At 63.2% G+C, this 21,685-nt stretch carries 19 protein-coding genes, 1 tRNA gene and 1 pseudogene; 6 read left to right on the top strand and 15 right to left on the bottom strand.

Translation table 11 applies throughout. The annotated features are described in order from the left end of the window. Positions 1-11: 11 nt before the first annotated feature. Both ACVWYQ_RS04285 and ACVWYQ_RS04280 read right to left on the bottom strand, forming a co-directional pair. Complete coding sequence (locus ACVWYQ_RS04285; protein WP_271542171.1) at positions 12-1,247, bottom strand: HlyD family secretion protein; 1,236 nt, start codon at positions 1,245-1,247, stop codon at positions 12-14. Beyond that, on the bottom strand, positions 1,240-1,665 hold the full coding sequence (locus ACVWYQ_RS04280; protein ID WP_271542296.1) for a hypothetical protein: 426 nt from the start codon (positions 1,663-1,665) through the stop codon (positions 1,240-1,242). Before ACVWYQ_RS04280 ends, ACVWYQ_RS04285 begins: the two co-directional genes overlap by 8 nt. A 160-nt stretch (positions 1,666-1,825) precedes the next feature. Between ACVWYQ_RS04280 and ACVWYQ_RS04275 the strand changes: the two genes are divergently transcribed. Continuing rightward, positions 1,826-2,278, top strand: coding sequence for a hypothetical protein (locus tag ACVWYQ_RS04275; RefSeq protein ID WP_271542170.1), 453 nt, complete (start codon positions 1,826-1,828; stop codon positions 2,276-2,278). A 17-nt stretch (positions 2,279-2,295) separates the two neighbouring features. Further along, positions 2,296-3,096: a polyphosphate kinase 2 gene (gene ppk2, locus ACVWYQ_RS04270; RefSeq protein WP_157284331.1), complete on the top strand. Its 801-nt coding sequence runs from the start codon at positions 2,296-2,298 to the stop codon at positions 3,094-3,096. Between the two features lie 163 nt (positions 3,097-3,259). Here the strand turns inward: ppk2 and ACVWYQ_RS04265 are convergent, their stop codons facing one another. The 5 genes from ACVWYQ_RS04265 to ACVWYQ_RS04245 form a co-directional block, all read right to left on the bottom strand. Beyond that, on the bottom strand, positions 3,260-3,700 hold the full coding sequence (locus ACVWYQ_RS04265; RefSeq protein ID WP_271542169.1) for a hypothetical protein: 441 nt from the start codon (positions 3,698-3,700) through the stop codon (positions 3,260-3,262). A 15-nt stretch (positions 3,701-3,715) separates the two neighbouring features. Beyond that, positions 3,716-5,416 (bottom strand): aspartate:alanine exchanger family transporter, encoded by a 1,701-nt coding sequence (locus ACVWYQ_RS04260; RefSeq protein ID WP_271542168.1) that lies wholly within the window; start codon positions 5,414-5,416, stop codon positions 3,716-3,718. Between the two features lie 18 nt (positions 5,417-5,434). Beyond that, on the bottom strand, positions 5,435-8,188 hold the full coding sequence (locus ACVWYQ_RS04255; RefSeq protein ID WP_456725462.1) for a decarboxylase: 2,754 nt from the start codon (positions 8,186-8,188) through the stop codon (positions 5,435-5,437). A 133-nt stretch (positions 8,189-8,321) separates the two neighbouring features. Further along, entirely contained in the window at positions 8,322-10,025 is a 1,704-nt protein-coding gene (locus ACVWYQ_RS04250) for a SulP family inorganic anion transporter (protein WP_456725461.1), read from the bottom strand. Further along, the gene (locus ACVWYQ_RS04245) at positions 10,022-10,702 is read right to left on the bottom strand and encodes a YoaK family protein (RefSeq protein WP_157284503.1); all 681 of its coding nucleotides are present in this window, start codon (positions 10,700-10,702) and stop codon (positions 10,022-10,024) included. Before ACVWYQ_RS04245 ends, ACVWYQ_RS04250 begins: the two co-directional genes overlap by 4 nt. Before the next feature lie 132 nt (positions 10,703-10,834). Here ACVWYQ_RS04245 and ACVWYQ_RS04240 point away from each other — a divergent pair. The 3 genes and pseudogenes from ACVWYQ_RS04240 (at position 10,835) to ACVWYQ_RS04230 (ending at position 14,027) form a co-directional block, all read left to right on the top strand. Further along, positions 10,835-12,524, top strand: a pseudogene (locus ACVWYQ_RS04240) (aspartate:alanine exchanger family transporter). 67 nt (positions 12,525-12,591) lie between these two features. After that, positions 12,592-13,419, top strand: coding sequence for an alpha/beta hydrolase family protein (locus tag ACVWYQ_RS04235; protein ID WP_456727123.1), 828 nt, complete (start codon positions 12,592-12,594; stop codon positions 13,417-13,419). Positions 13,420-13,442: 23 nt separating this feature from the next. Then, positions 13,443-14,027 carry an invasion associated locus B family protein gene (locus ACVWYQ_RS04230; protein ID WP_456725460.1) on the top strand — a complete coding sequence of 195 codons (585 nt, stop codon included), beginning with the start codon at positions 13,443-13,445 and terminating at the stop codon, positions 14,025-14,027. Positions 14,028-14,041: 14 nt separating this feature from the next. Here the strand turns inward: ACVWYQ_RS04230 and ACVWYQ_RS04225 are convergent, their stop codons facing one another. Together ACVWYQ_RS04225 and ACVWYQ_RS04220 are read right to left on the bottom strand one after the other, a co-directional pair. Next, entirely contained in the window at positions 14,042-14,521 is a 480-nt protein-coding gene (locus tag ACVWYQ_RS04225) for a response regulator (protein ID WP_456725459.1), read from the bottom strand. 60 nt (positions 14,522-14,581) lie between these two features. Then, a complete protein-coding gene (locus ACVWYQ_RS04220) occupies positions 14,582-15,205 on the bottom strand; it encodes a response regulator transcription factor (RefSeq protein ID WP_271542163.1) in 624 nt (207 codons plus the stop codon). Positions 15,206-15,509: 304 nt separating this feature from the next. Between ACVWYQ_RS04220 and ACVWYQ_RS04215 the strand changes: the two genes are divergently transcribed. Next, complete coding sequence (locus ACVWYQ_RS04215) at positions 15,510-16,193, top strand: helix-turn-helix domain-containing protein (RefSeq protein ID WP_036039435.1); 684 nt, start codon at positions 15,510-15,512, stop codon at positions 16,191-16,193. A 57-nt stretch (positions 16,194-16,250) separates the two neighbouring features. On the opposite strand, the gene ACVWYQ_RS04210 is transcribed toward ACVWYQ_RS04215, so the two are convergent. The 6 genes from ACVWYQ_RS04210 to ACVWYQ_RS04185 all read right to left on the bottom strand — a co-directional run bounded on the left by ACVWYQ_RS04210 (position 16,251) and on the right by ACVWYQ_RS04185 (position 21,680). Beyond that, the gene (locus tag ACVWYQ_RS04210; RefSeq protein WP_456725458.1) at positions 16,251-16,703 is read right to left on the bottom strand and encodes a potassium channel family protein; all 453 of its coding nucleotides are present in this window, start codon (positions 16,701-16,703) and stop codon (positions 16,251-16,253) included. A 26-nt stretch (positions 16,704-16,729) separates the two neighbouring features. Continuing rightward, positions 16,730-17,791 (bottom strand): AI-2E family transporter, encoded by a 1,062-nt coding sequence (locus ACVWYQ_RS04205; protein ID WP_404541182.1) that lies wholly within the window; start codon positions 17,789-17,791, stop codon positions 16,730-16,732. A gap of 723 nt (positions 17,792-18,514) precedes the next feature. Continuing rightward, positions 18,515-18,589: transfer RNA gene (locus ACVWYQ_RS04200), tRNA-Asn, on the bottom strand. A gap of 136 nt (positions 18,590-18,725) precedes the next feature. After that, the gene (locus ACVWYQ_RS04195) at positions 18,726-19,094 is read right to left on the bottom strand and encodes a hypothetical protein (RefSeq protein ID WP_271542159.1); all 369 of its coding nucleotides are present in this window, start codon (positions 19,092-19,094) and stop codon (positions 18,726-18,728) included. Positions 19,095-19,302: 208 nt separating this feature from the next. Further along, positions 19,303-20,997 (bottom strand): flotillin family protein, encoded by a 1,695-nt coding sequence (locus ACVWYQ_RS04190; protein WP_157284309.1) that lies wholly within the window; start codon positions 20,995-20,997, stop codon positions 19,303-19,305. A 23-nt stretch (positions 20,998-21,020) separates the two neighbouring features. After that, positions 21,021-21,680 (bottom strand): OB-fold-containig protein, encoded by a 660-nt coding sequence (locus ACVWYQ_RS04185; RefSeq protein WP_157284307.1) that lies wholly within the window; start codon positions 21,678-21,680, stop codon positions 21,021-21,023. Positions 21,681-21,685: the final 5 nt, after the last annotated feature.

Here is a 21,685-nt window from a genome sequence, read left to right as displayed (position 1 = left end):
CCCGGGTAAGTTCAATGCCCGCCGCTCAGCACGAGCGTCTGGATCGGCAGCAACAGCGCCTGGATCCGCAGCAGCAGCGCATGGACGAGGCCGACGCCATCCACGACATGCAACGCGATCTTCCGGCTGGTCGGGGTGTCCTTGGCCGAGATCTCCTCGTGATTGCTGGTGTAGGCATTGACCACGCAGCTCGAGCCCGGCGTGACACCGTCGAGACCGCCCTTGTAAAGCGGCTCCAGAAACACCAGGATGGTGCCGGGACGGACCGCGTTCTGCGGATCGATGAGCTGCTCGCCGGTGCGGAACTGTCCGGCCGCGATATAGTCCTGCACCGTCGTGATCACCATCGGGATGATCACCCATGGCTTGGAGATGCAGGTCGCTTCCGCGACCATGCCTTCCTTCATGACCTGCGCCTCGATCTGGCCGAAACCGGCCTGGAGCGCCTTGCGGCCCGCTCCCTCCGGAACGAGAACGCCGGCCGGGCGCATCAGCTGGTTGACGACGTCGCCGGGGCGAACCAGGAACTGCTCGACCCGTCCGTCGACGCCGGCACGCACATAAGTCTTGTCGAGGTCGACCTGAGCCTGATCGAGCGCGGCTTCTGCGCTGGCCTTTTGGGCCGGCAGCAGAACGGAGACCTGCAAGGACGCCGATTGCTTCGCGGCCGTTGCAGCATCGATGCCGGACTGGCGCTGATCGACCAGCACCTGGAGCTTGTCGATGTCACGCTGCGGAACGATGCCGGGATTGCGGCGCTGCAGCTCGGTCTTCACCTCGAGCTCGTCCTTGGCCTGCTGGTAGTTCGCCTTCGCCTCCCCGAGCTGCGCCTCGGCCTTGACAACATCGGCCTGCGCCGTCTGCACGGCGGCATCGACCTCCGCAATCTTGCGCCTGGCGGTTTCGACCGCAGCCTTTTGCTTCGCGCTGTCGAGGATGAACAGCACGTCGCCCTGCTTGACGGGTGCGCTGAAGGGGACCTTGACCTCGGCAACACGGCCCGAGCCCTCGGGAAGGATCGGCACGGTGCGGAAGTACAGTGTCGCCGACGACGTCGCCGGATGGAAGTAGAAGATCATGGTGATCAACGACACCGTGAGCATCAGGCAGGCCGTGATGCCCCAGCGCAGTTCGTACCAGACTGAAAAGAAGGTGATTTCCTTGCCGAAGCGCTTGCCCTGGGCGTAGCGACGGTAGAGGTAATCCGGCAGGATCGTGACGAGGGAGCAGATCAGCAGCTCAAGCATGACTGCGCTCCTTCTCCTTGGCGGGTCCCGGCTTGCCCGCAGGAGGCGGCGCGACGGCTGCCTCGGCCTGGACTTCCTCCGCATCGGAGGCCGGCGTCGCGTCGGCGATCTTCTCGACCGATCCGGCAATGCTGCGCAGCGGCGTGCCGAAATCCGGAAGATCGATCATCGCGAGGAGCAGGCCGGCGATCCAGAAGATGTGCATGTGCGTGAACAGCGAGATCAGGCCGAGCACAGCAACGAGCTCGAACTGCAATTTCTGCGATTTGTGCGCCATGCGCTCGGGCAGGCTGTGCAGCTTCCAATAGAGCGTGCCGATCCAGAGCACGGTGCCGATCAGGAATACGCCCATCACCACCATCAGCGTGTCGGTCCCGCTTCCCGGTGCGAGATAGAACGGCAGATGATGCGGTGCCATCGGATGAAGCTGCTCGCTCAAACGTCTCTCCCGATTAAAACGTACATGGGCGGCACTGTGGTCGGGCATGTTCGCATTTGTTTGATTTGAGTCAAGGAACCGCAGCCGAGCCAACCTAGCATCTGCAGCATGCTGATCGCGCAATCACCAGGAGCCGCCCATGCCCGGCCTAGACGATCTCATCCCCAGCGCTGCCCAGATTCGTAAGGAAGCCGCCCTCAAGGAGGCCGAAAAGGCGGAGGAATATGTACGCCTTGCCGCCGCGGCCGAGGCGGAGAAGCATGCCTTGATCGAGCGCTTGAGCAAACCCTCGGGAAAGACCGAGGAGGAAAAGATCAAGCTCGCCTCGACCGTCATCCAGCGCGCGGTGCGCAACGGCCTCACGGAAGTGCTGGTCTATCGTTTCCCCAACTCGCTGTGCACGGACAAGGGCCGCGCCATCAATCAGATGGAAAAGGGCTGGGAGAACACCCTGACGGGGATTCCCAAGGAAATCTTCCAGCTCTGGACCGACTATCTGAAGCCGCGCGGCTATCGCATCGCCTATCAGATCATCGATTTTCCCGGGGGCGTGCCCGGCGACATCGGCGTGACCATTTCCTGGGACGATTAGCAACAGGTGGGATCGGCATGGCGAAGGACGGCCCTGCAGAGCGGATGAAGCGGAAGGATTACGAGAAGGAGCTCGAGAAGCTCCAGGTCGAGCTGTGCCATCTCCAGGACTACGTGCGGGAAAACAAGCTCCGCGTCATCGTCCTGTTCGAGGGTCGGGACGCTGCCGGCAAAGGCGGCACGATCAAGGCGATCACCGAGAAGGTCAGCCCGCGCGTGTTCCGGGTCGTCGCCCTGCCCGCGCCGTCCGACCGCGAGAAGACGCAGTTGTTCTTCCAGCGCTATATGGAGAGGTTTCCGGCCGGCGGCGAGATCGTGATCTTCGACCGGAGCTGGTACAACCGCGCCGGTGTCGAGTACGTCATGGGCTTCTGCACCCCCGCCGAGCACGAGCGTTTCCTCAACCTGTGCCCGCAGATGGAGAAATACGTCATCGACGGCGGCATCATCCTGATCAAGATCTGGCTCGAGGTCGGCATGGACGAGCAGGAGCGCCGTTTCAAGGCCCGCATCGACGACCCGGTCCGGCAGTGGAAGCTCAGCCCGATGGACCTGGAATCCTTCCGTCGCTGGTACGACTATTCGCGCGCGCGCGACCTGATGCTGAAGAAGACCAGCACGAAGGATGCGCCCTGGCACATCGTCCGCTCCGACGACAAACGAAGGGCGCGGCTGAACTGCATCGCCCACATTCTAGGCGCCATCCCCTACCAGCGCATCAAGAAGGACAAGATCACGCTGCCGAAGCGCTCCGACAAGGGACGCTACAACGACCAGGCCAGCCTCAAGAAAATGAGTTTCGTCGCGCAGCGCTATTGAGCAGCATCGGGCCGCTAAAGCGCGACGCGATTGGGAAGAATCGTCATCGCGCTTTAGGTTGTTGTCTGAGCATGTTCTATTCGGAAAACCGCTACACACTTTTCCGGATCATGCTTTAGGGGCCCGATGCTGCCGTCGATCGCTCAATAACCATACGACCCCTTCAACTCGATTTCAGGCGGATCGTGACGCCACCGACGGCAGCCGATACTTCCGCGCCGACCCGCGGGCCGCTGAGCTGGAGGATCACGCCATTGCTGTTTTGCAACTGAACGGCGCCGGCACCTGCGGCGATTGCCCCGCCCGCTCCTCCCACGGCATAAGAGCCTTCGATCGACGCCGGCCCCTTCAGATTGAGCGCGCGGCCGACGAACTTCGTGGTCGACGCTCCGATGGTGAGGCCCACGCTCATGCCAGACACCGTGAATGGGTATTTCTTGCCCCGGTAGACCAGAACGCCCTCACCGCCACCGGCGCCGACGATGAAGCCACCCTTGGTGAAGACGACCGCGACCTGACCGGTGTCGGCACGCGCGGACGTGCTGAAGCCAGAAACGGCGGCGAGCGAAGCGACCAGGACGGCGCCGAAGGACAATTTTCTCATGACGTGTCTTCCCCCTTATTGAGCCAGGATCATCGCGAAGTAGCCGAAGATGGTGAGAAGGATGCCCGAGACGGCATAGCCGACCGGGAATCCGATCCAGGGCACGGAGCTCTGGATCTCGACCGCGGCCTCGCGGCACGGGCCGGAATGCGAGCGCGCGCCGGCAACGCCGCCCATCAGCACCGCCGGGTTGATCTTGAAGACGTGGTATCCGATCGCCCAGACGATGAACGGCGGGATCGTGCACGCGATGAAGCCGACGATGAAGATCTTGAGCGCGAGCGCGCCGGTGAGCTGAGCCAACAGGCCGGCGCCGGCATTGACCCCGACGATCGCGACGAACACGACGAGGCCGAGATCCTCGAGCACGTTTCGTGCCGCGTTCGGCGTATTGCCGAAGAAGCGCAGCCGCGACACGACCGAGGACACGATCACGCCGGACAGCAACAGCCCGCCGGCATTGCCGAGACCGACCTTGGCACCGAAGGCGGGGAATTCGATCATGCCGATCAGGAAGCCGATGATCATGCCGACCGACAGGGTCAGCAGATCGGTCGAGGTGTTGGCGCGCGCGATGCGGCCCCACATCTCGCCGAGCTCGTTGACCGCCGACTTGAGGCCGACCACCGAGACGATGTCCATGCGCTCCAGCTTGGTCTTGAGACCGGCCGGGATCTGCACCCCGCCCCGCTCGACCTTGGTCACCTGCAGCTGGCCGGCGATGGCCGTGTCGCGGAAGGACTCGAAGGTCCGCCCGACCACGTCCTTATTGAAGACGACGATTTCGGCCTGGTCCATGGGTATACCGAGCGTCTTGGCATCGGCGACCTCCGGACCAATCAGGCCCATCTTCTCAGTCAGATGCTCGGTCGATCCGCCCAGCGCGACGATATCGCCCTTCTGCAGCACGAGCTCGGGATCAGCACCCTGCGGCTCGCCGTTACGTCCCACATTGACGATCCGGTATTCCGGATTCATCGAGCGGAACTTGGCAATACTCATTCCGACCGTCGCGGGATTTTCGAGCCGATAGGCCCGCAGGCCGAACTGACGGTAGCCGGTCAGGGCGCCGCCTTCGAGATCTTTGACGCCGAACTCCTGCTCATACTTCTTGGCGGCGGCCTTGGCATCGACGCCCCACCAGCGCGGCAGGTATTTGCAGATTAGGATGATGCCGACGGTGCCCCAAATGTAGGTAATGCCGTAGGACAAAGCGATCATGCCGGAGGCATCCTCGGGCTTCATCCCGGCAGGCAGTTTCACGACTCCCGACGTGACGGCCTGCTCGGCCGAACCGATCGCCGCCGACATGGTCTGAGAGCCCGCAAGCATGCCGCCGGCCGCACCGGGCGGGAGCGCGAAGAGCTTCGCTCCAAGCACGACAAGGGTCAGGCCGATCACACTCGACACCACCGCGAGGAACAAGAATTTGATCCCGTCGCCCCGCAGGCTGTTGACGAAGGACGGACCTACGCGCAGGCCGACGCCGTACATGAAGAGATAGTAGAACAGGCTCTTGGCGAAGTTGTTCAACTCCAGCTTCACGCCATAGCTGGATGCCCAGACCGAGATGCCCGCGCCGACCACGATGGCACCGGCGACCATGCCGAGGCCATAGCCCTTGATGCTGGCCCGGCCGATATAAACGGCGAGACCGACGACGAAGAACAGCAGCAGATATGGATACTGCTGCAGGAACTGGAAAAATGACTGCATATTGGTCCCCTCCAAGCCCTAGGATGCGGCCTTGAGCTTCGTTTGCGCGCCGGGCTTTGGCCGGCCGAGCTTGGCCAATGCCTCGGTGCGCACGAGCTTCAAGCCTTCCTTGGCGTCGTAACCGTGGATCTCCTTCACATCGAGCTTGCGCATGAAGTCGATGGTCTCCTGCGTGATGACCTGGCCGGGCACCATGATCGGGAAGCCCGGCGGATACGGGATCACGAAGTTGGCCGAGACGAGTTCGGGCCCGGCCTTCAGCCGCCCGTCGATCTCGGGATCATTGAGGCGGAGGTGCTCGCAGCCGGCGACGTCATAGGCCGCGTAGAAGCCGCTGCGGATGTCGCCTTCATTGGTCTTGGTGCCGGCATCGCCGCGAAAGCTCGGGTGGAAATGCGAGAAATTCGGCAGGTCCGGCACGTCCTTCATCAGGCTCGTCACCCGTGCCTCGAAGGTCTTCCGCGCATTGGCACCGCCCTGGGCAAGGCCGCGGTCGATCTCGCCCGCGATCTCGGCGAGCACGCGGACGAGATGGGCGACGTCGCTGCGGGTGTTGTTGATGTTGGACTGGACCAGGACCGAGTTGCGTGAGGTCTTGTTGACCTGGATGTTGTACTCGTTGGCGAGAATGCCCTTGAACTGCGTCCCATCATAGCCGGCCATGCCGCACACCAGCGTCATGCGGGTCGGGTCGAGGCAGAACTCGTCCTCGTCCAGGCTCTTCAATGTATTCGCCCAGTTGACGCCGGGGGCGAGGAAGTCGGTGAAGCCGCTCTGGCGGTACTGCGCCGGCACCATGGCGTCGGCCCCGAGGATGCGGAAATATTTCGAGATCAGCGGATTGTTGTTGACTGCCTGGCGGATCGCGAAAGCGATCTCGATGGCATTGGCGACCAGGCCATAGCCCTCCAGCTCCATCTGCCGCCGCGAGATGTCGAGGCTCGCGATCAGCTGCTGGTTCGGACTGGTCGAGGCGTGGGTGAACACCGCCTCCTTGAACTGCTGCTCGACCGTGTGGAATTCGACGTCCTTGACCGAGAGCATCGAGCCCTGGCGGATCGCCGACATCGACTTGTGAGTCGAGTTGGTCTGGTAGACGCGCAGCCGGATCTGTCTGGGATCTGGGATCAGCCGGGTCTTGAGCAGCATCTCGTCGGACGGGTTCTTGCCGAGCTCGGCCTGCTGCTTCTCATAGGCCTCGACCGACTTGGGATGGCGCATCCATGCCTCGATCTCGTTGGCGGCGCCAAGTCCGGTGCGGCGGCGTAGGAACGGCGAGAACCGCGCGAAGCCGAACCAGGCTTCGTCCCAGAGGAAGATCAGATCGGGCTTGATGGCGAGGCATTCCTCCATCACCCGCCTCGTGTTGTAGATATGGCCGTCGAAGGTGCAGTTGGTCAGGTCGACCATCTTGACGCGGTCGAGCCGGCCGTCGGCCTTAGCGCCCAGCAGCGCCTGCTTGATGGTCTTCAGCGGCACCGCGCCGTACATCGAGTATTCCGTCATCGGGAAGGCTTCGACGTAGAGCGGCTGCGCGCCGGCCAGAACCATCCCGTAATGATGGGACTTGTGGCAATTACGGTCGACGATCGCGATGTCGCCCGGCGCGAGCAGCGCCTGCACCGCCATCTTGTTGGACGTCGAGGTGCCGTTGGTGACGAAGAACACGCGGTCGGCACCGAGCGCCCTTGCCGCCTTTTCCTGCGCCTTCTTGATGTTGCCGGTCGGCTCCAGCATGCTGTCGAGACCGCCGGTGGTGGCGCTGCTCTCGGCCAGGAACAGGTTCGGGCCGTAGAACTCACCCATGTCCCGGATCCAATCGGACTTGAAGATCGACTTGCCGCGCGCGATCGGCAGCGCGTGGAAGGTACCGATCGGACGCTGGGCGTATTTCTTGAGATTGTCGAAGAACGGCGTGTCGTAGCGATCCTGGATGCCTTCCAGGATCGACAGATGCAGCTCCAGCAGCTCTTCAACGGAATAGAAGATGCGGCGGACCACATCCGCCTCGGGATTACCTGCGAGCTCCTCCACGTCCCGGTTCGAGATCATGTAAAGGTCGAGCTCGGGCCTGACGCGCTTGATGATCTGGGCGAGCCGCAGCGCCGAGGCGTCGGTTTCGTCGATGAGACCGGCCGAGGCCATGATCGAGCGCAACACCGGCGCATCGTGGCGCGAACGCAGGCCAAAGCCCTCGTTGATGATGACGGCTCCAATGTTCGGATTGAGCATCGTCGCGCAGAAGGCGTCCTCCAGGCTGCCGACGATGACAGGTTCGTACACAAAGGCATCGACCGGGCGCCGCAGCTTGCGCCATTCAGCAGCCAGTGCCGGCCACTGGCTCGATGATACGCCGGTGACGATCAGGGTCTCGAAATACGGCCTGCGCGCGCTGTGCGCGCCAAAGGCCGGCGGCACCAGTTCGGGCGCATCGACATCGCCGTCATCCTTGGCGCTCCAGTCGCCGGCATGCTGGCGGAAGGATCGTGTCGCCAGTGCCTGGGCAATTCGCGTCGCAAGGGCGAACGATGACGCGCCATCGCCGGCGACTGCTGCTTCCCGCAGCGCCGCCATGAGGTGCGGACCGGGATAGCCGTGAAATTCTTCGGTGATCGAAAGATCGGCCAGTGCCGCGTCATAGGCTGCGCGATTGCCCACGCGCGCCCAGGTCTTTGCTGCTTCCACAAGCTCGCGCCAGTCGTCTGCCCGCGCGCCCGGGCCGGAAAAGAACTGGTCGATACGCTTCTGTGCGGGCTTGGCGTCTTTGGACATCTCTCTCTCCCGATCCTTTACCGAAGGTGATGCGGGATCGTGGGTTCGGCGCCGGTCGCTCTATTGATCCAAGTCAACGGACGCGTGCATTGTTCGCGCCGATACGATGCCTTCGCAGCGCAACACGAAAACATCAGCTCCTTCGTTGCGCGACGCTCGTCTGATCATCGCCGAGCAGGCTGTCGAGCGACCGCAGCCACTGGCCGCTGTCGGTCTTGTCTGCGAGCCCTTCGGCGCGCAGGAGGTCGCGGAGCTGCGCATGAGCGCCGACGATGCAGAAGGTCACCCTGCGTGACGCAAGCTCGTCGTAGAGATCACGCAGCATGCGCGCACCGGCCAGATCGATATAGGGCGACGCCGAGAGGTCGCAGGCGACCAGCCGGACGCCGGGCGACCTCCGGAGCGCAGTCAGGACGGTTTCCAGGATCGTCTCGGCATTGATGTAGAGCAGCGAGGCTTCGGGCCGGAAAGCGATGATCCCGACCAGCGGCTCGATGCCCTCATGTCTGGCGCTATCCGAATAACGGCCGCTGCCGGGCAGGCGGCCGAGGAACGCGACATTCGGCTGCGAGGCCCGCGCCAACAACAGGAAGATCGAGGCGATCGACGCCAGCAGAACGCCCTGGAGGATGCCGAGCAACAGAACGGAGATCAGCGCAATCGCCGCTGCGTAGAAATCGATCCGACTGACCTGCCACATTCGCAGCAGCGCCCGGACGTCGACCAGCCTGTAGACGGCGGCGATGACGATCGCCGCGAGCACCGCCTTGGGCAGGTTGGTCAGCAGCCCCGTGAAGAACAGCAGGCACAGCCCGAGCGCCACCGAGCAGATTATCAGCGCCAGCGGCGTCCGTGCACCGGCATTGTCGTTGACCGCCGATTGCGACAGGCCGCCCGCGACGGGATAGCCATGGCCGAAGGCGGCCGCGAGGTTCGCCGCGCCCAGCCCCAGGAACTCCTGTCTAACGTCGAGCGCATAACCGTGCTTGGCGGCAAAGCTGCGCGCCGCTGATACGCCTTCGATATAGGCCAGCAGCACACAGCCTGCCGCGAGCGGGAACAGGTCGTCGAATTCCAGCAGCCCGAATGTCGGGGGTCCCAGCGTCGGCAGCCCTTCCGGTATCTTCCCGGTGACGGGCACACCGAGGGCGGGCAAGCCCAGGAGCGTTGCCGATGCGATCGCGAGTGCAACGACGGTGATGCCGACGGGTTTTCCCGGCAGAAGCCGTTCGCCAAGCAGAAGCAGCAGCAGCGCGATCGCGCCGATGCCCAGCACAAGCAGATCGATGCCGCCGAGCTGCCCGGACAGCTTGATGGCGCGATCGAAGAAATTGTGGCCGCCGCCAGCGATGCCGAGCAGGCTCGGCAACTGGCTCATGATGATGGTGAGCCCTGCCCCCGCCTTGAAGCCGACCAGGATGCTGTCACTGACGAGGCGCACCAGCACGCTAAGCTTGAACAGCCAGGCAATGAAGCACAGCACAGCCACTGCAAAGGCCGTAAGGCTCGCGATCTGCGCATAGCGCACCGCATCGCCTCCCGCGAGGGCGCCGACCGTCCCGGCGATCATCAGGGAGATCGCCGAGGTCGGGCCGATCGCGAGCTGGCGCGACGCCCCAAACAAGGCATAGCCGATGCCCCCGAGCATGTAACCATAGACGCCGATCTGCGGCGGCAGGCCGGCGAGCGCGGCATAGGCGAGCGAGACTGGAATGGCATAGGCGGCGAGCGTGATGCCGGCGACCGCGTCGGAGGGCAGCCATTCGCGTCGGTAGGCCGCGAGCCATTCGGCCGGTGGAAAGAATCGCGTCCAGGTCGGGGCGGATGGCCGGTTCATCGCCCCTCCTCCGAACGGAACGCCTCGCAGCGCAGCAGCACAATCAACAGCGCCACCACGGGCAGGCCCAACGCGAGATCGGGGATGCTCTTGGTCGCAAAGGCACCGGCGGCGGCACCGAAGCCGAACACGGCGCACAATGCGAAGAAGATGCCCGAGCGGCGCAGCGCTCCCAACGGCGCGCCGCCTGCTGCGACTGCGAAGACATTCTCGATCGCCTGACGCATATTGCCGGTGATCATCACCGTGCTGCACACAGTGCCTTCGACCTTGACGAACATCGCGGCCTGCATCGCCGCCACGGCGGAAATACCGAGCGTGCCGGCCAGATCGGGCAACCGATTATGCAGGATGCCGATCGCTATCAAGAGCAGGATCTCGATCAACGTGCTGATCGCGCTGGCCCGCTCGCCCGCTACGCGGCGCAGCCAGGCTGCAAGCACGATTCCGATCGCGAAAGCCAGGATTGGTGGCACAAAGTGCAAGGCCTTCGCCCAGTTGCCAGCCATCGCATAGACCCAGAGGAAGATCAGGTTGGCCGTCTGGGCGTTCGCCATCACACCGTGGATGATCCAGGTATAGGCATCGATATAGCCGCCGGCAAAGGCGAGCAGCAGGACGATCCCGACCGTCTCATCGCGGCGGATCGCGCCGGCTGCGAGGTCCATGGTACTCATGTCGGAAAAATGGGCTGTCGCGAACATTCCATCGGGTCATAGGCGCCGCCACGTCGCCGCGAAGGCTTGATCTGGATCAAGCAACATCCCGCCGCCGCCAATCAAATCACGCCGAAGTGCCTGGGGAATGCCATGGAAACCGTCAGGTGGATCATCGCCACCGCACCGGAAATTTTCCTGCTGCTCGCGATCGCGATCGGCACCATCCTCGGCCGCATCAGGGTTCGCGGCTTCTCGATCGGAACTACCGCCTGCATCCTGATCGTCGCCGTGCTGATCGGACAGCTCGGGAGCTTCACGTTCCCGCCGATCCTCAGGGCGATTCTGTTCAGCCTGTTCGTTTTCACGATCGGCTACCGTTCTGGACCGGAATTCTTCGCCTCGCTGAGCGTGCGGACTTTGGCACAGGTCGTGCTCGCGCTGGTGATCGGCGCCACGGGGCTCGTCCTGGTGCTCACCTTCGCTCGTGTCTTCACATTGGACACGGGGACAGCGGCAGGACTGACCGCCGGGGCGCTGACGCAATCCTCGGTGATCGGCACCGCATCCGGCGCGCTACAGCAGCTCGGCCTGCCGAGCGACGTGCTGAAGCAGCAGGAAGCCAACATCGCGGCGGGGCTATGCCGTGACCTACGTGCTCGGCTACATCCTGACGCTCCTGTTCGTGCCATTCGTCGCGCCACGGCTGATGCGGATCGATCTGAAGGTAGAGGCGAAAAAGCTCGAGGCCGAGCTCGCCGGTGGTGCGCCACCAAAGGCGGAAAACCTGTCCTATCGCAAATTTCAGGCCCGCGCCTATCGCGTGTCGGCCGGCGGAGGTCGCACCATCGGCGCGATCGAGGCGGAGATCGGCAGCCGCACGGTCGTGGAACGCATCGTGCGCGGCGGGGCCGACATCAAGCCGCAGCAGGACACCGTGCTGGAGGCCGGCGACGACATCGTCATTGCCGGACCGACCGCCGCGATCGTTGCGGCCAAGCCGATAATCGGCGCCGAGATCGACGCCGGCGAGCTGCTGCGCAACCTGCCGGGCAATGTGATCGAGGTGCTCGTTGATAACCGCAAGTTGCACGGCCGCTCACTTCGCGAGATCGTTGACCGGCTTGGATCCGATGCGCGCGGCGTATTCCTGCGTGCGCTCACGCGCATGGGGCGGGAAGTGCCTCTCGGTCCAGACACGCGGGTCTATCTCGGCGACGTCATGACGCTGGTCGGCAGCACCAGCAATATCGCGCGTGCAGCGGCGCAAGTGGGACATACGCTCAATAGCAGCGATCGCACCGACATCGCCTATCTTGCCGCCGGCATCGCAGTGGGTCTTCTGGCCGGCCTTGCCAGCTTCAAAGTCGGCACTGTTGCATTGACGCTGGGTGGTGGCGGCGGCGCACTGATCGCCGGGCTCGTCTGCGGCTGGCTGCGGACGCGCAGACCCGGAATCGGTGCAATGCCGCCGGCCGCGCAGCAGACCCTGAGCGACATCGGCCTCGGCGGCTTCATCGCGGCGATCGGACTCGGCAACGGCCTTGCCGCCTGGTCGGCGATCCAGGCGCACGGTCTGTTGCTGGTCGGCATGGGCATCGTGGTCACGCTGGTTCCGATGACGGTCGGAACGCTGGCTGCTTACTATCTGCTGCGCATGAACCCCGTCGTGACCTGCGGCGCGCTCGCCGGCGCGATGACGGTCGATGCCGCCGTCACCGGCGCCTGCGACGTTGCCGAGAGCCAGACGCCGGTGCTCGGCGTTGCCGTCCCCTACGCTGTTGGCAATGTCGTCCTCACGGTGCTCGGCCCGATCGTCGTGGCCGCAACCTACGCAGGTTGAGGGGGCCCAGATGCGACGCGGACCTGCCTTGCTCCATTCTCTCGCGATCACCTTCCTCGCCCTCATCATGGCCGCATCGTCTACGCGCGCCGGGGACGAGGTCCGCATCCAGGAGGAAATCTGGGCGCTGCCCCTGCCGCTCCCGATGTTCGCCTATCTGGTGCGCCCAGTCGGCGACGGTCCGTTTCCGCTCGTTATCATGAATCACGGCGTCTCGCTCGACGCGACCGAGCGCAGCCTTTTCCCGCTGGTCGAATTTCGCGACGCCGCCAAATGGTTTGCGAAGCGCGGCTATCTTGTGGTGGCGCCGGTAGGCAGCGGCTATGGCGCGCAAGCGATCGACATCCCCGAACGCGGGCTGTTCGGCCCGTTCTTCTCGAAAATCGGAAAGTGCACCAATCCCAATTTCCGTGATGCGGGCCTCGCGATCGCCCAGGTCGACCTCTGGATCATTGACTACCTGGCCGCCGAAAAGCGGATCATCCCGAAGGACGTGATCGTCGTCGGGCAGTCCGCCGGCGGCTGGGGCGCGATCGCCCTGTCGAGCGTGAACCCGCCGCAGGTGAAGGCCATCATTGTCTTTGCCGGGGGGCGCGGCGGACGGGTCGGCGGCAAGCCGAACAACAATTGCGCACCCGACCGGCTGGTCGAGGCCACCGCCGATTTCGGCCGCACATCGCGCGTGCCGATGCTGTGGATCTACATCGGGAACGACACGTTCTTCGGTCCCGACTTGTCAAAGCGCATGCACACGGCCTTCCTCGCCGCCGGCGGCCGGGCCGAATATCACCTGATGCCGCCGTTCGGCAACGAGGGACATTTCTTCCTCGGTTCGCCGGACGCGGTTCCGCTCTGGTCGCCGTTGGTCGCCAGGTTTCTCGATGCGCAGAACTGAGTCCGGATTTCGGAGTTGCAGCGATGGCCCGTGTTCTTGATTGTCTCTCTGGCCTCCTGATGGTTGCAGCAATCGGGGCCGCCACGATCTCGAGCGTCGCCTCACCCATGGCAGCGCAATCCGAAAAGCCCGCCGAGGTCGCAACACGCGGCCAGCGTGACGCCAACGACATCAGCTATGGCGGCTGGCAAAAACTGTGCTTCAGGGCTGGAGGTGCGCCCACCCTCTGCCGAACCTCGATCACTGGGCGCTTCGCGACCGGGCAGACCGCCGTGCGCATCGATCTGATCGAGCGGGAGGACGCGCCCACAGCCCGCCTGCAACTTTTCGTACCGGTCGGGATGTACCTGCAACAATCCCCGAAATTAGCCGTCGACCAGGGCACCGCGTTTCGCGTTCCCTATACCTGGTGTCTCACCAATCTATGCGTCGCGGCGGACGTCGTGGCGCCGAGAATCATTGATGAAATGGAAAACGGTCAGACGCTTCTGCTCGAACTCGTCGATTCAAATCTTCTTGCCGTGACGACCTCGATTCCGCTCGCGCAATTTGCTTCCGCCCACAAGGGGGCGCCGACCAGGACGCTCGAGCAATATGTCGACGAATGACGGCCGAGGCGGAGCTACGAGACGAGTGCGCGCTCGACGGACTCGATCAAGGACTGAGCCGCAAACGGTTTGATGAGATAGGCGATGCAGCCTGAAGCAATCGCTGCGGCGCGGTTCGCCGGGCTGTCATTGCCGGTGACATAGATCACCGGCGCTGCGATGCCATTCCCGGCCAAACTTCGCCGCACCTCGATGCCGGACCTCACACCCAGATTGATGTCGAGGATGATGCAGATCGCCGTATGGAGCCTGCCATGATCGAGCAAGGCGCTATCAGAGTCGAACAGAGTCGTTGCGAAGCCGTGTCCCCGCAGAAGCCGGTCCATGCTGGTCCGCATGGACAGATCGTCATCTACGACAAAGACGGATTCGCGCAGGGGCAAGGCGATTTGCCTTTCTGGAAGACGCCGTTGGGATATTGGATTGCGAAGGCTCTGCATTCTGACGCGGTTATGTGTGCATCTTGCACACAGCTTGTCGCGCACTGTCAACACGCCTCGGCATTGTCCTTTGGGACAGGCGCATCGAGGGAACTTTACGCCGTTCCGAAGCCGTCAGCGTTCGTCGGGATTGAGCATTCCGAGACGCTCTGCGATCGAAACGAGCTCCGCCAGCGAGCGAACCTGCATCTTCTCCATCACTTGATGGCGGTGTGCTTTCACGGTGCGCTCGGTGGTCCCCAGCTCATGCGCGATCTGCTTGTTGATCCGGCCGCGCACGATCAGATCAAACACCTGTCGCTCGCGCTGGGTCAGCGCGGCCAGATGACGACGAAGCGTATCAAGCCTGCTGGCCTGGGCCCGCGCCGTCCGCTGACTGGCCAGCGCCCGCTCGATGGCATCGAGCAGTTGCTCGGACGAAACTGGTTTGGTCAGGAAGTCTTCCGCACCGGCCTTGATTGCACGTACGGTCGTTGGCGTGTCGGCATGACCAGTCAGGAAGATGATGGGTAACATCGAACCGGACGCGGCCAGCCGGGCCTGCAGGTCCGGGCCGCTCAGGCCAGGGATCCGGACGTCGAGCAGGATACACCCGGCCCGCTCGTCATCCGACAGCGAGTCCAGCAGCTCCAGTGCGGAAGCATATGTCGCCACCTCGTACCCCGCGAGCTTCAGCCGGCGCTCGATCGCGGTCCGAAAGGACGCGTCGTCGTCAACAACGTGAACAAGGCCTGGCAACTTCTACCTCTCGCCCAACTCAATGAGGACGCTCGACGTCCTTCTCATTGTTCAAAGCGATCCTCACGTCTGAAAGTCGAAATATCTGCTTCGCAATTCGTCGCAGCTACCCTGCGCAGAGGGCTTCTCATCCAGCGCAGCAATCGTCCGTGCTGTCCTTTGGTACAATGAACCTTGGGACAATGGATAACAATACTTCGCTGGCCGAAAATCAACTTCGGCGGGAGCGGGATTGCGCGGCGCATTTCCGGCAACGTATTTCGTCTGACAGACCAATTCGGCGGAAAAGCTGAGGAGTTGGCCTATGTTCGTTCGCATCACGACGGATTCCACGCTGCGACCCAATACTCTCCGCGACCTCGGTATGGCAAGTCATTCAAATGCACTGGTCAATTTAAGCGAATTTTCCTACCGGAAAGGCTCCGAGATCTACGGCGAGAAGGAGCCGGCCGAGTATGTCTATCAGGTCAAGTCCGGCGCGGTACGAAGCTACAAGCTGCTGTCGGACGGTCGCAGGCAGATCGGCGCATTTCACCTCGTCGGTGACATCTTCGGGCTCGAGAACGGCAGCGAGCACCGCTTCACGACGGAAGCCATCGTCGATACCACGGTGCGACTGATCAAACGCCAAAGCCTGGAAATCGTGGCCGAGAGCGATGCCATGGTAGCCAGAAACCTGCTCAGCATGACCACGAATAACCTCCAGCATGCGGAAGACCACATGCTGCTTCTCGGCCGCAAGACCTCCCTGGAGCGTGTCGCCGCGTTCCTGCTCGAAATGGACAAGCGCCTGACGGCTGCAGGCGTCATGGCGCTTCCGATGTCACGCCGCGATATCGCCGACTATCTCGGCCTGACGCTGGAGACCGTCTCGCGGGCTTTGTCGCGGCTGCATGAGCTCGGCGTGCTCGGCTTCATCGGCAACACCCAACGCCAGATCGTGCTGCTCGACCGGCACCAGCTCGCAAGCCTCGATCTGCAGCCCTGAGCCGGCGAAGGCCGGTTCACGTTTCCGCAATGGTTGAGATTGACCGACGCGACAGCATCAGGTGCGTGGCAGGTCCGCGCCGGGTTTTTCGGTGAGGCCGAGATGGTCGAGCGTCTTGAGCAAGACTTCGAACAGAATGGCGGCGGACCAGCCGAACAGCAGAACACCGTTCATGGCGGTCAGCGGGCCGAGCAGGCGCCATTCGCGCACCGGCGTGATGTCGCCGTAGCCAAGCGTGGTGTAGTTGACGAAGGCAAAGTAGAGCATGTCTGCGTCGGCGGCGGCCTGGACGACATGATAGGTCGCCGCCCACATCAGAATTTCGATCATGTGGGCGATCTTCAACACGACGGCGATCGTGATCATGACGCTCATGAGGTGCAATCGCGGTCGCTTGGTATGGCGCGGGACGGCACTGCGGGCGACGGTGACGGCGACCACCGTCACGAGCGCGTGTATTCCGATATTGATCACGCTGACGAGCGTGCCGACAAGGAATTGGAGCATCATCGGGGTGAACCACACCTCATTTCAGCCTAGGCCAACCGTGCCTCGATCGTTTCCTTTGCGACAACGGTTTCCTGATCGACCCGCGCTGACGCAGCGCGGTCGATTCCTGTCCATGCGGTCGCGAGCTCCCAGGCCACCGACAGGATGATCGGCCCAATGAACAGTCCGATGATTCCATGCGCGAGCGTACCACCAATGACCCCGATCAGGATGACCAGCGTCGGCGTCGTCAGGCCCCGCCCCATGAGGAGCGGCTTCAGCACGTTGTCGAGCAGACCGACGACGACCAGATAGACAGTCAAGAGCAGGGCGACGGTCACGTCCTTGTCCACCCATATCCAGACCAGCACGGGGAAAAGAACGGGGCCGGCGCCGATTTGGACAATCGACAGCAAGAGCACGACGACCGCGAGCAGTCCCGCGCTTGGGATCTCTGCGAGCTTGAAGCCGATGCCCGCCAGCAAGGCCTGAAGGATGGCGACGCCGATAATGCCCTGCGCGACGGCGCGTATGGTTGCGCCGGCGAGCTCGAGAAAGTGCTCGCTCCGGCCGGGCACGACGCGCAACAGGAAGCCGCGCAGCGCGGCGACGAGCTGCGCGCCGTGCGGGAGCAGAAAGCCCGCGACGATCACCGACAGCAGGAATTGGAGCATGCCAATTCCGGTGTCACCGGCAAACGACAGCATCACTCCGGCGAGCGGTTTCAAGTACGGCGCCACTTCGCGCAGCGCCGCACGGATGTTCGTGTAGGCCTCGTTCCAGATCGCGTAGAGCTGAGGACCGATCAACGGCCAGCTCCTGATCTGCTCCGGTGCGGCCTGGAGCGCGAGATCGCCACTGCCGATCTGGCCCGCAAGATCCCGGATTCCTTCGACTGCACTGAGGCCGAGCCAGGCGGCGGGACCGATGACGATGCCCAGCGTGATCAGGGTGAGAACGGCTGAGGCTGTCCGGGGACGGCCACCGAGGCGTTGGGCGAGCCAGGCGAAGACGGGATGAAACGCCACGGCCAGCACGGCGCTCCAGCTCAGGATCGGCACGAACGGCCGGAGGACGACAAATGTCCAGAAGATCAGCAGCCCGAGCAAGCCTAGCCGGATCACGAGTTGGACAATGTCCTCCGCGGACAGAAGCTGGCGAAGCGTTTTCAAGGGTCGTTGCCTCCAGGCCGACGGACCGCTGCTGAGCAGCTAGCGGGGCGGCCCACCGCGGAGGCTTGATCCAGATCAAGCTCGCAAGTCACGTCAGCCTCGCTTGGCAGCGGCCTTAGCTGGAAGCCTCAGCTTGCACGGAAGGTCGGCTGGTGGGTTCCAGCGGGCGAGAATCGCCTCGGAATACATCATTCTGGGGCGTATTTCACGCCGATCAGGACGCCACCGCTGATCGGGGAATATCGTACCTTGGTCGTTGCGATGACCGAGCTTGTCGAGTTCGGCCGCGAGACCAGCAAGAGCCAACATCGATCCTCTACGTGGCCCCTTTGGTCGTGATCAGATGGAATAGGCCGCCGCCATCGGCCAGCTTTATGTCCTTCGATTCGGCCTTGGCGCTTAGAACGGCCGATCAGAGAGCGCCTTCCGGAATTTCATTCAAACCCCCGTGGCTGGAATTTGGGGGTATCTGAGGGGGTGAATTTGGGGGGTGCAAGGCCCCTACCCCCCTTCCATACCCCCAACGGCTCCGGACGAGGGCGGACGCCGATGGAAGCCTTAGAACATAACAGAACATCAAAAAGCCCTGAAGTTTCAAGGACCTACGTAAATGTCTTGTTTGATTTTGGAGTGTTTGGAGAGGCTTACGAAACAGCCTGATGGCTCCCCGGGCTGGATTCGAACCAGCGACCATCCGATTAACAGTCGGATGCTCTACCGCTGAGCTACCGAGGAAAGGGCGAACCGTTCGTTCGCGCGCGGCTGCGTATAACAAAGCCGCTTGCGCTTGCAAAGGACGAATTCGTCATCATCCGCAACGCGCTCGGAGGGACCTGGAACGGCCGCTCCTCCGGCCGGGACCGGGCAAGGATTATTCCGCCAGGAACGAGGTGGTCTTGGTGCCGGGGTCGTAGCGCAAGCGGAGCGCGGTGAGCTTGCAGAGATTGACGTTCTTCCACAGCACCGACTCGTCATAGTTCTTCCAGTCGACCCGGATGTTCCAGACGCAGCCTTCATCGTCGTCGTCGAACTCGACATAAGTGCTGGCCTGGTTCTGCAACACCTTGTCGAGCTCGTTCTCCCATTCGTCCAGCCCGTCATCCGGCGCGTTGAAACCCAGAAACTTGATGGCATAGCCGGTCTCGTTGACGACGGTGACGTTGCGGGCATCGGTCGCAAGTGACGGCGTGGCGGCGATCGAAAGGGCGATCGCGATCAATCCGGACAGAAAATGCTTCATCTGAAAATCCTCCGATCAAAACAGGCCTCGGCGACCGGCATGGATCGGCGCGGGCGCCGCGGCAGGGAAATGCGTTGCCTGGAGACACGTCCGGAGCGCGATCGCCATGTTCAAGAAACGATCGATCTGCACTCCGGGACGGCTGCGCGACGCGAGACGCGCCCAACCTGTTTATCGTTTCGAATTCTCAGCAGCAATGAACCGGCATTCATAGATCGGCAGAGTTTGTTTTCTCCGGTACCGGCACCGGTACGGCCGCGCCATTGCTCTTGCCCGTCACGGCACCGACCAGCGCCTTGACCGGATCGTCGCCCGGCGCAAAGCCGCTCTGGCGCAGGATCTCGTCGATCATCGGACGCAGCGCGTGAACCTTGAGCAGCTCGCCGGCCAGACCTTCGCCGAAGCCGACATTGCCTCCACTCGCACCATTGCCGCCGAACGCGCCGCCGGTGTGCAGGATGCGGACATCCTTGAGGTTCGCGATCGGCTTCACCATCTCCGCCAGCGCGGACGGCATGGTCTCGATCCGCTTCTTGGCGATCTCGAAATCGATGACGTTGCTGCCGAGCTTGTTCTGCGCCTCGTTCTTCATGGTGATGACGGCGGCTTCCGCCTCGCCGATGTTGCGGACGCCGACCGCCTTGATCTTGTTGGATTCAGCTTCGGCGGTGGCCAGCGTCTTGACGGCTTCGGCGCGATCGAGCGAGGCCTTCTTCTCGGCCTCGGCGGCGACGATCAGCTCGGTCGATTTCCGTTCGGCCTCGGTGCGTGCGGCCAGCACCTGGGTCAGGCGGGCACGATCGGCGACCTCGATGGCGCGCGCGGTGACGACCTTTTCCTCCGCGGAGACGGCCAGCGCCTCGGCGGTCTTGGCTTCGGCGACGGCTTCCGACGTCTCCTTGCTCTTCGCCGCGATCTGGATCTCGTTCTCCTGCGTCGCGATCTGGATCTCGCGCTGGGCGTCGGTCTTGCGCTTGTTGATTGCCAGCTCCGACTCGATCACCGCGGTTTCCTTGACCTGCTTGGCACCCGCCTCCTTCTCGGCAACCGCGCGATCGGTGTCGATGCGAGCGTTCTCCTCGGTCAGACGCGCTGTCTGCGTCGCGGTCGCGACCTCGGCGCGGGTGCTCGCCGTCTTGTTGGCGATGTCGCGCTCCTGCGACAGCTCGGCTTCCTTCTTGGTCCGCTCGATCCCGAGGGTCTGCTGCCGGGCTTCGAGATCCTTTTGCGCGATCGCCACCTCATTGTCGCGAACGATGGCGTTTCGATCGCGCCGCCGGGTTTCGGTGACGGTTTTCAATTGGGTGAGACCTTCGGCGTCGAAGAAATTCTCCGGGTTGAAGAATTTGACGTCGGTCTGGTCGAGCTTGGTCAGCGACACCGATTCCAGCTCGAGCCCGTTCGACTTCACGTCAGACTCGACCGTGGACTGCACGTGCTTGACGAAGTCCGAGCGCTTCTCCTGGAGCTCCAGGATACTCATGGTCGCGGCGACCGAGCGCAGGCCGTCGACGAATTTCGCCTCGACCTGGTTGCGCAGCGCCTCGGCATCGTTGGTCAATGCACCCAGCGTCTGGCTCGCGAGCGCGATGCTCTCCTCGTCGGGACGGACACGCACATAGAACTCGGCGACGATGTCGACGCGCAGGCGATCCTTGGTGATGAGGGATTCCCGCTCCTTGCGCTCGACGGTGAGGCGCAACGTCTTCAGGTTGACGCTGGCACAGGAGTGGAAGATCGGAAGGATCATGGCGCCGCCGTCGAGCACGACCTTCTTGCCACCGAGCCCGGTGCGCACGAAGGCCTCGTCGCGGGTGGCGCGCTTGTAGAGGATGGTGAAGACGATCCCCAGGACGACGATCAGCGCGACGCCGATCACGGCCGGGACTGCGATGTCGAACATGACTTTCTCCGCTGTGGGACTTGCTAATTGCTTAGAGTGGGCTTCGACGGCTTGAGTTCATCGTCGGCCTTCACCGCGACGAAGCGCGTGCCGTCGCGGTCGACCAGGAGAACCATGGTTCCCTGGGGCAAAGGTCCCGATTGCGGCGCCGCGACCGCCGAGACGAAATGGCGGTTGCCGTGGACGTCGGCGACACTGACGCGGCCGGGCGGCCCCTGGTCGAGCGGGCCGACGACGACCTCGCCGATGCGGCCGACGAGATCGCCGAGGCCGACGACGTAGCTTTCGTCCTTGGGAATGATCCGCGCGATGGCACGGCTGGAAACGCGGACCAGTGGAACCGATGCGGCGACTGCCCCGATCGAGGCGACCGCCGCCGGCAAGGGACCCGCCACCATCCGCGCGAGGTCCTGGATCAGGAAGCCGGTGATGGAGAAGGCGCCGAGCAGCAGCAAGAGGAAGATCAGGAGCGGCACGCCGCCGACATTGATCCATGAAATAGCGTTGAGCACGCCGTTGTCGCTGGGATGAGCAAAATCGATGTTGGTGCCCAGCATCTCGCTCAAGGAGGCCCCGACCAGCATCGAGATCACCTCGACCGAGCCGACGATGATGATCATAGCCGCCGCGATCGCGAACGGCCTGACTTCAGGCGCCATGACGTGTTCGAGCAAAGCGCTCATGACAC

The organism is Bradyrhizobium sp. USDA 3397 (assembly GCF_054060965.1).
The sequence above is the reverse complement of the archived record's forward strand: the minus strand, read 5'-3'. Positions and strand labels throughout refer to the sequence as shown.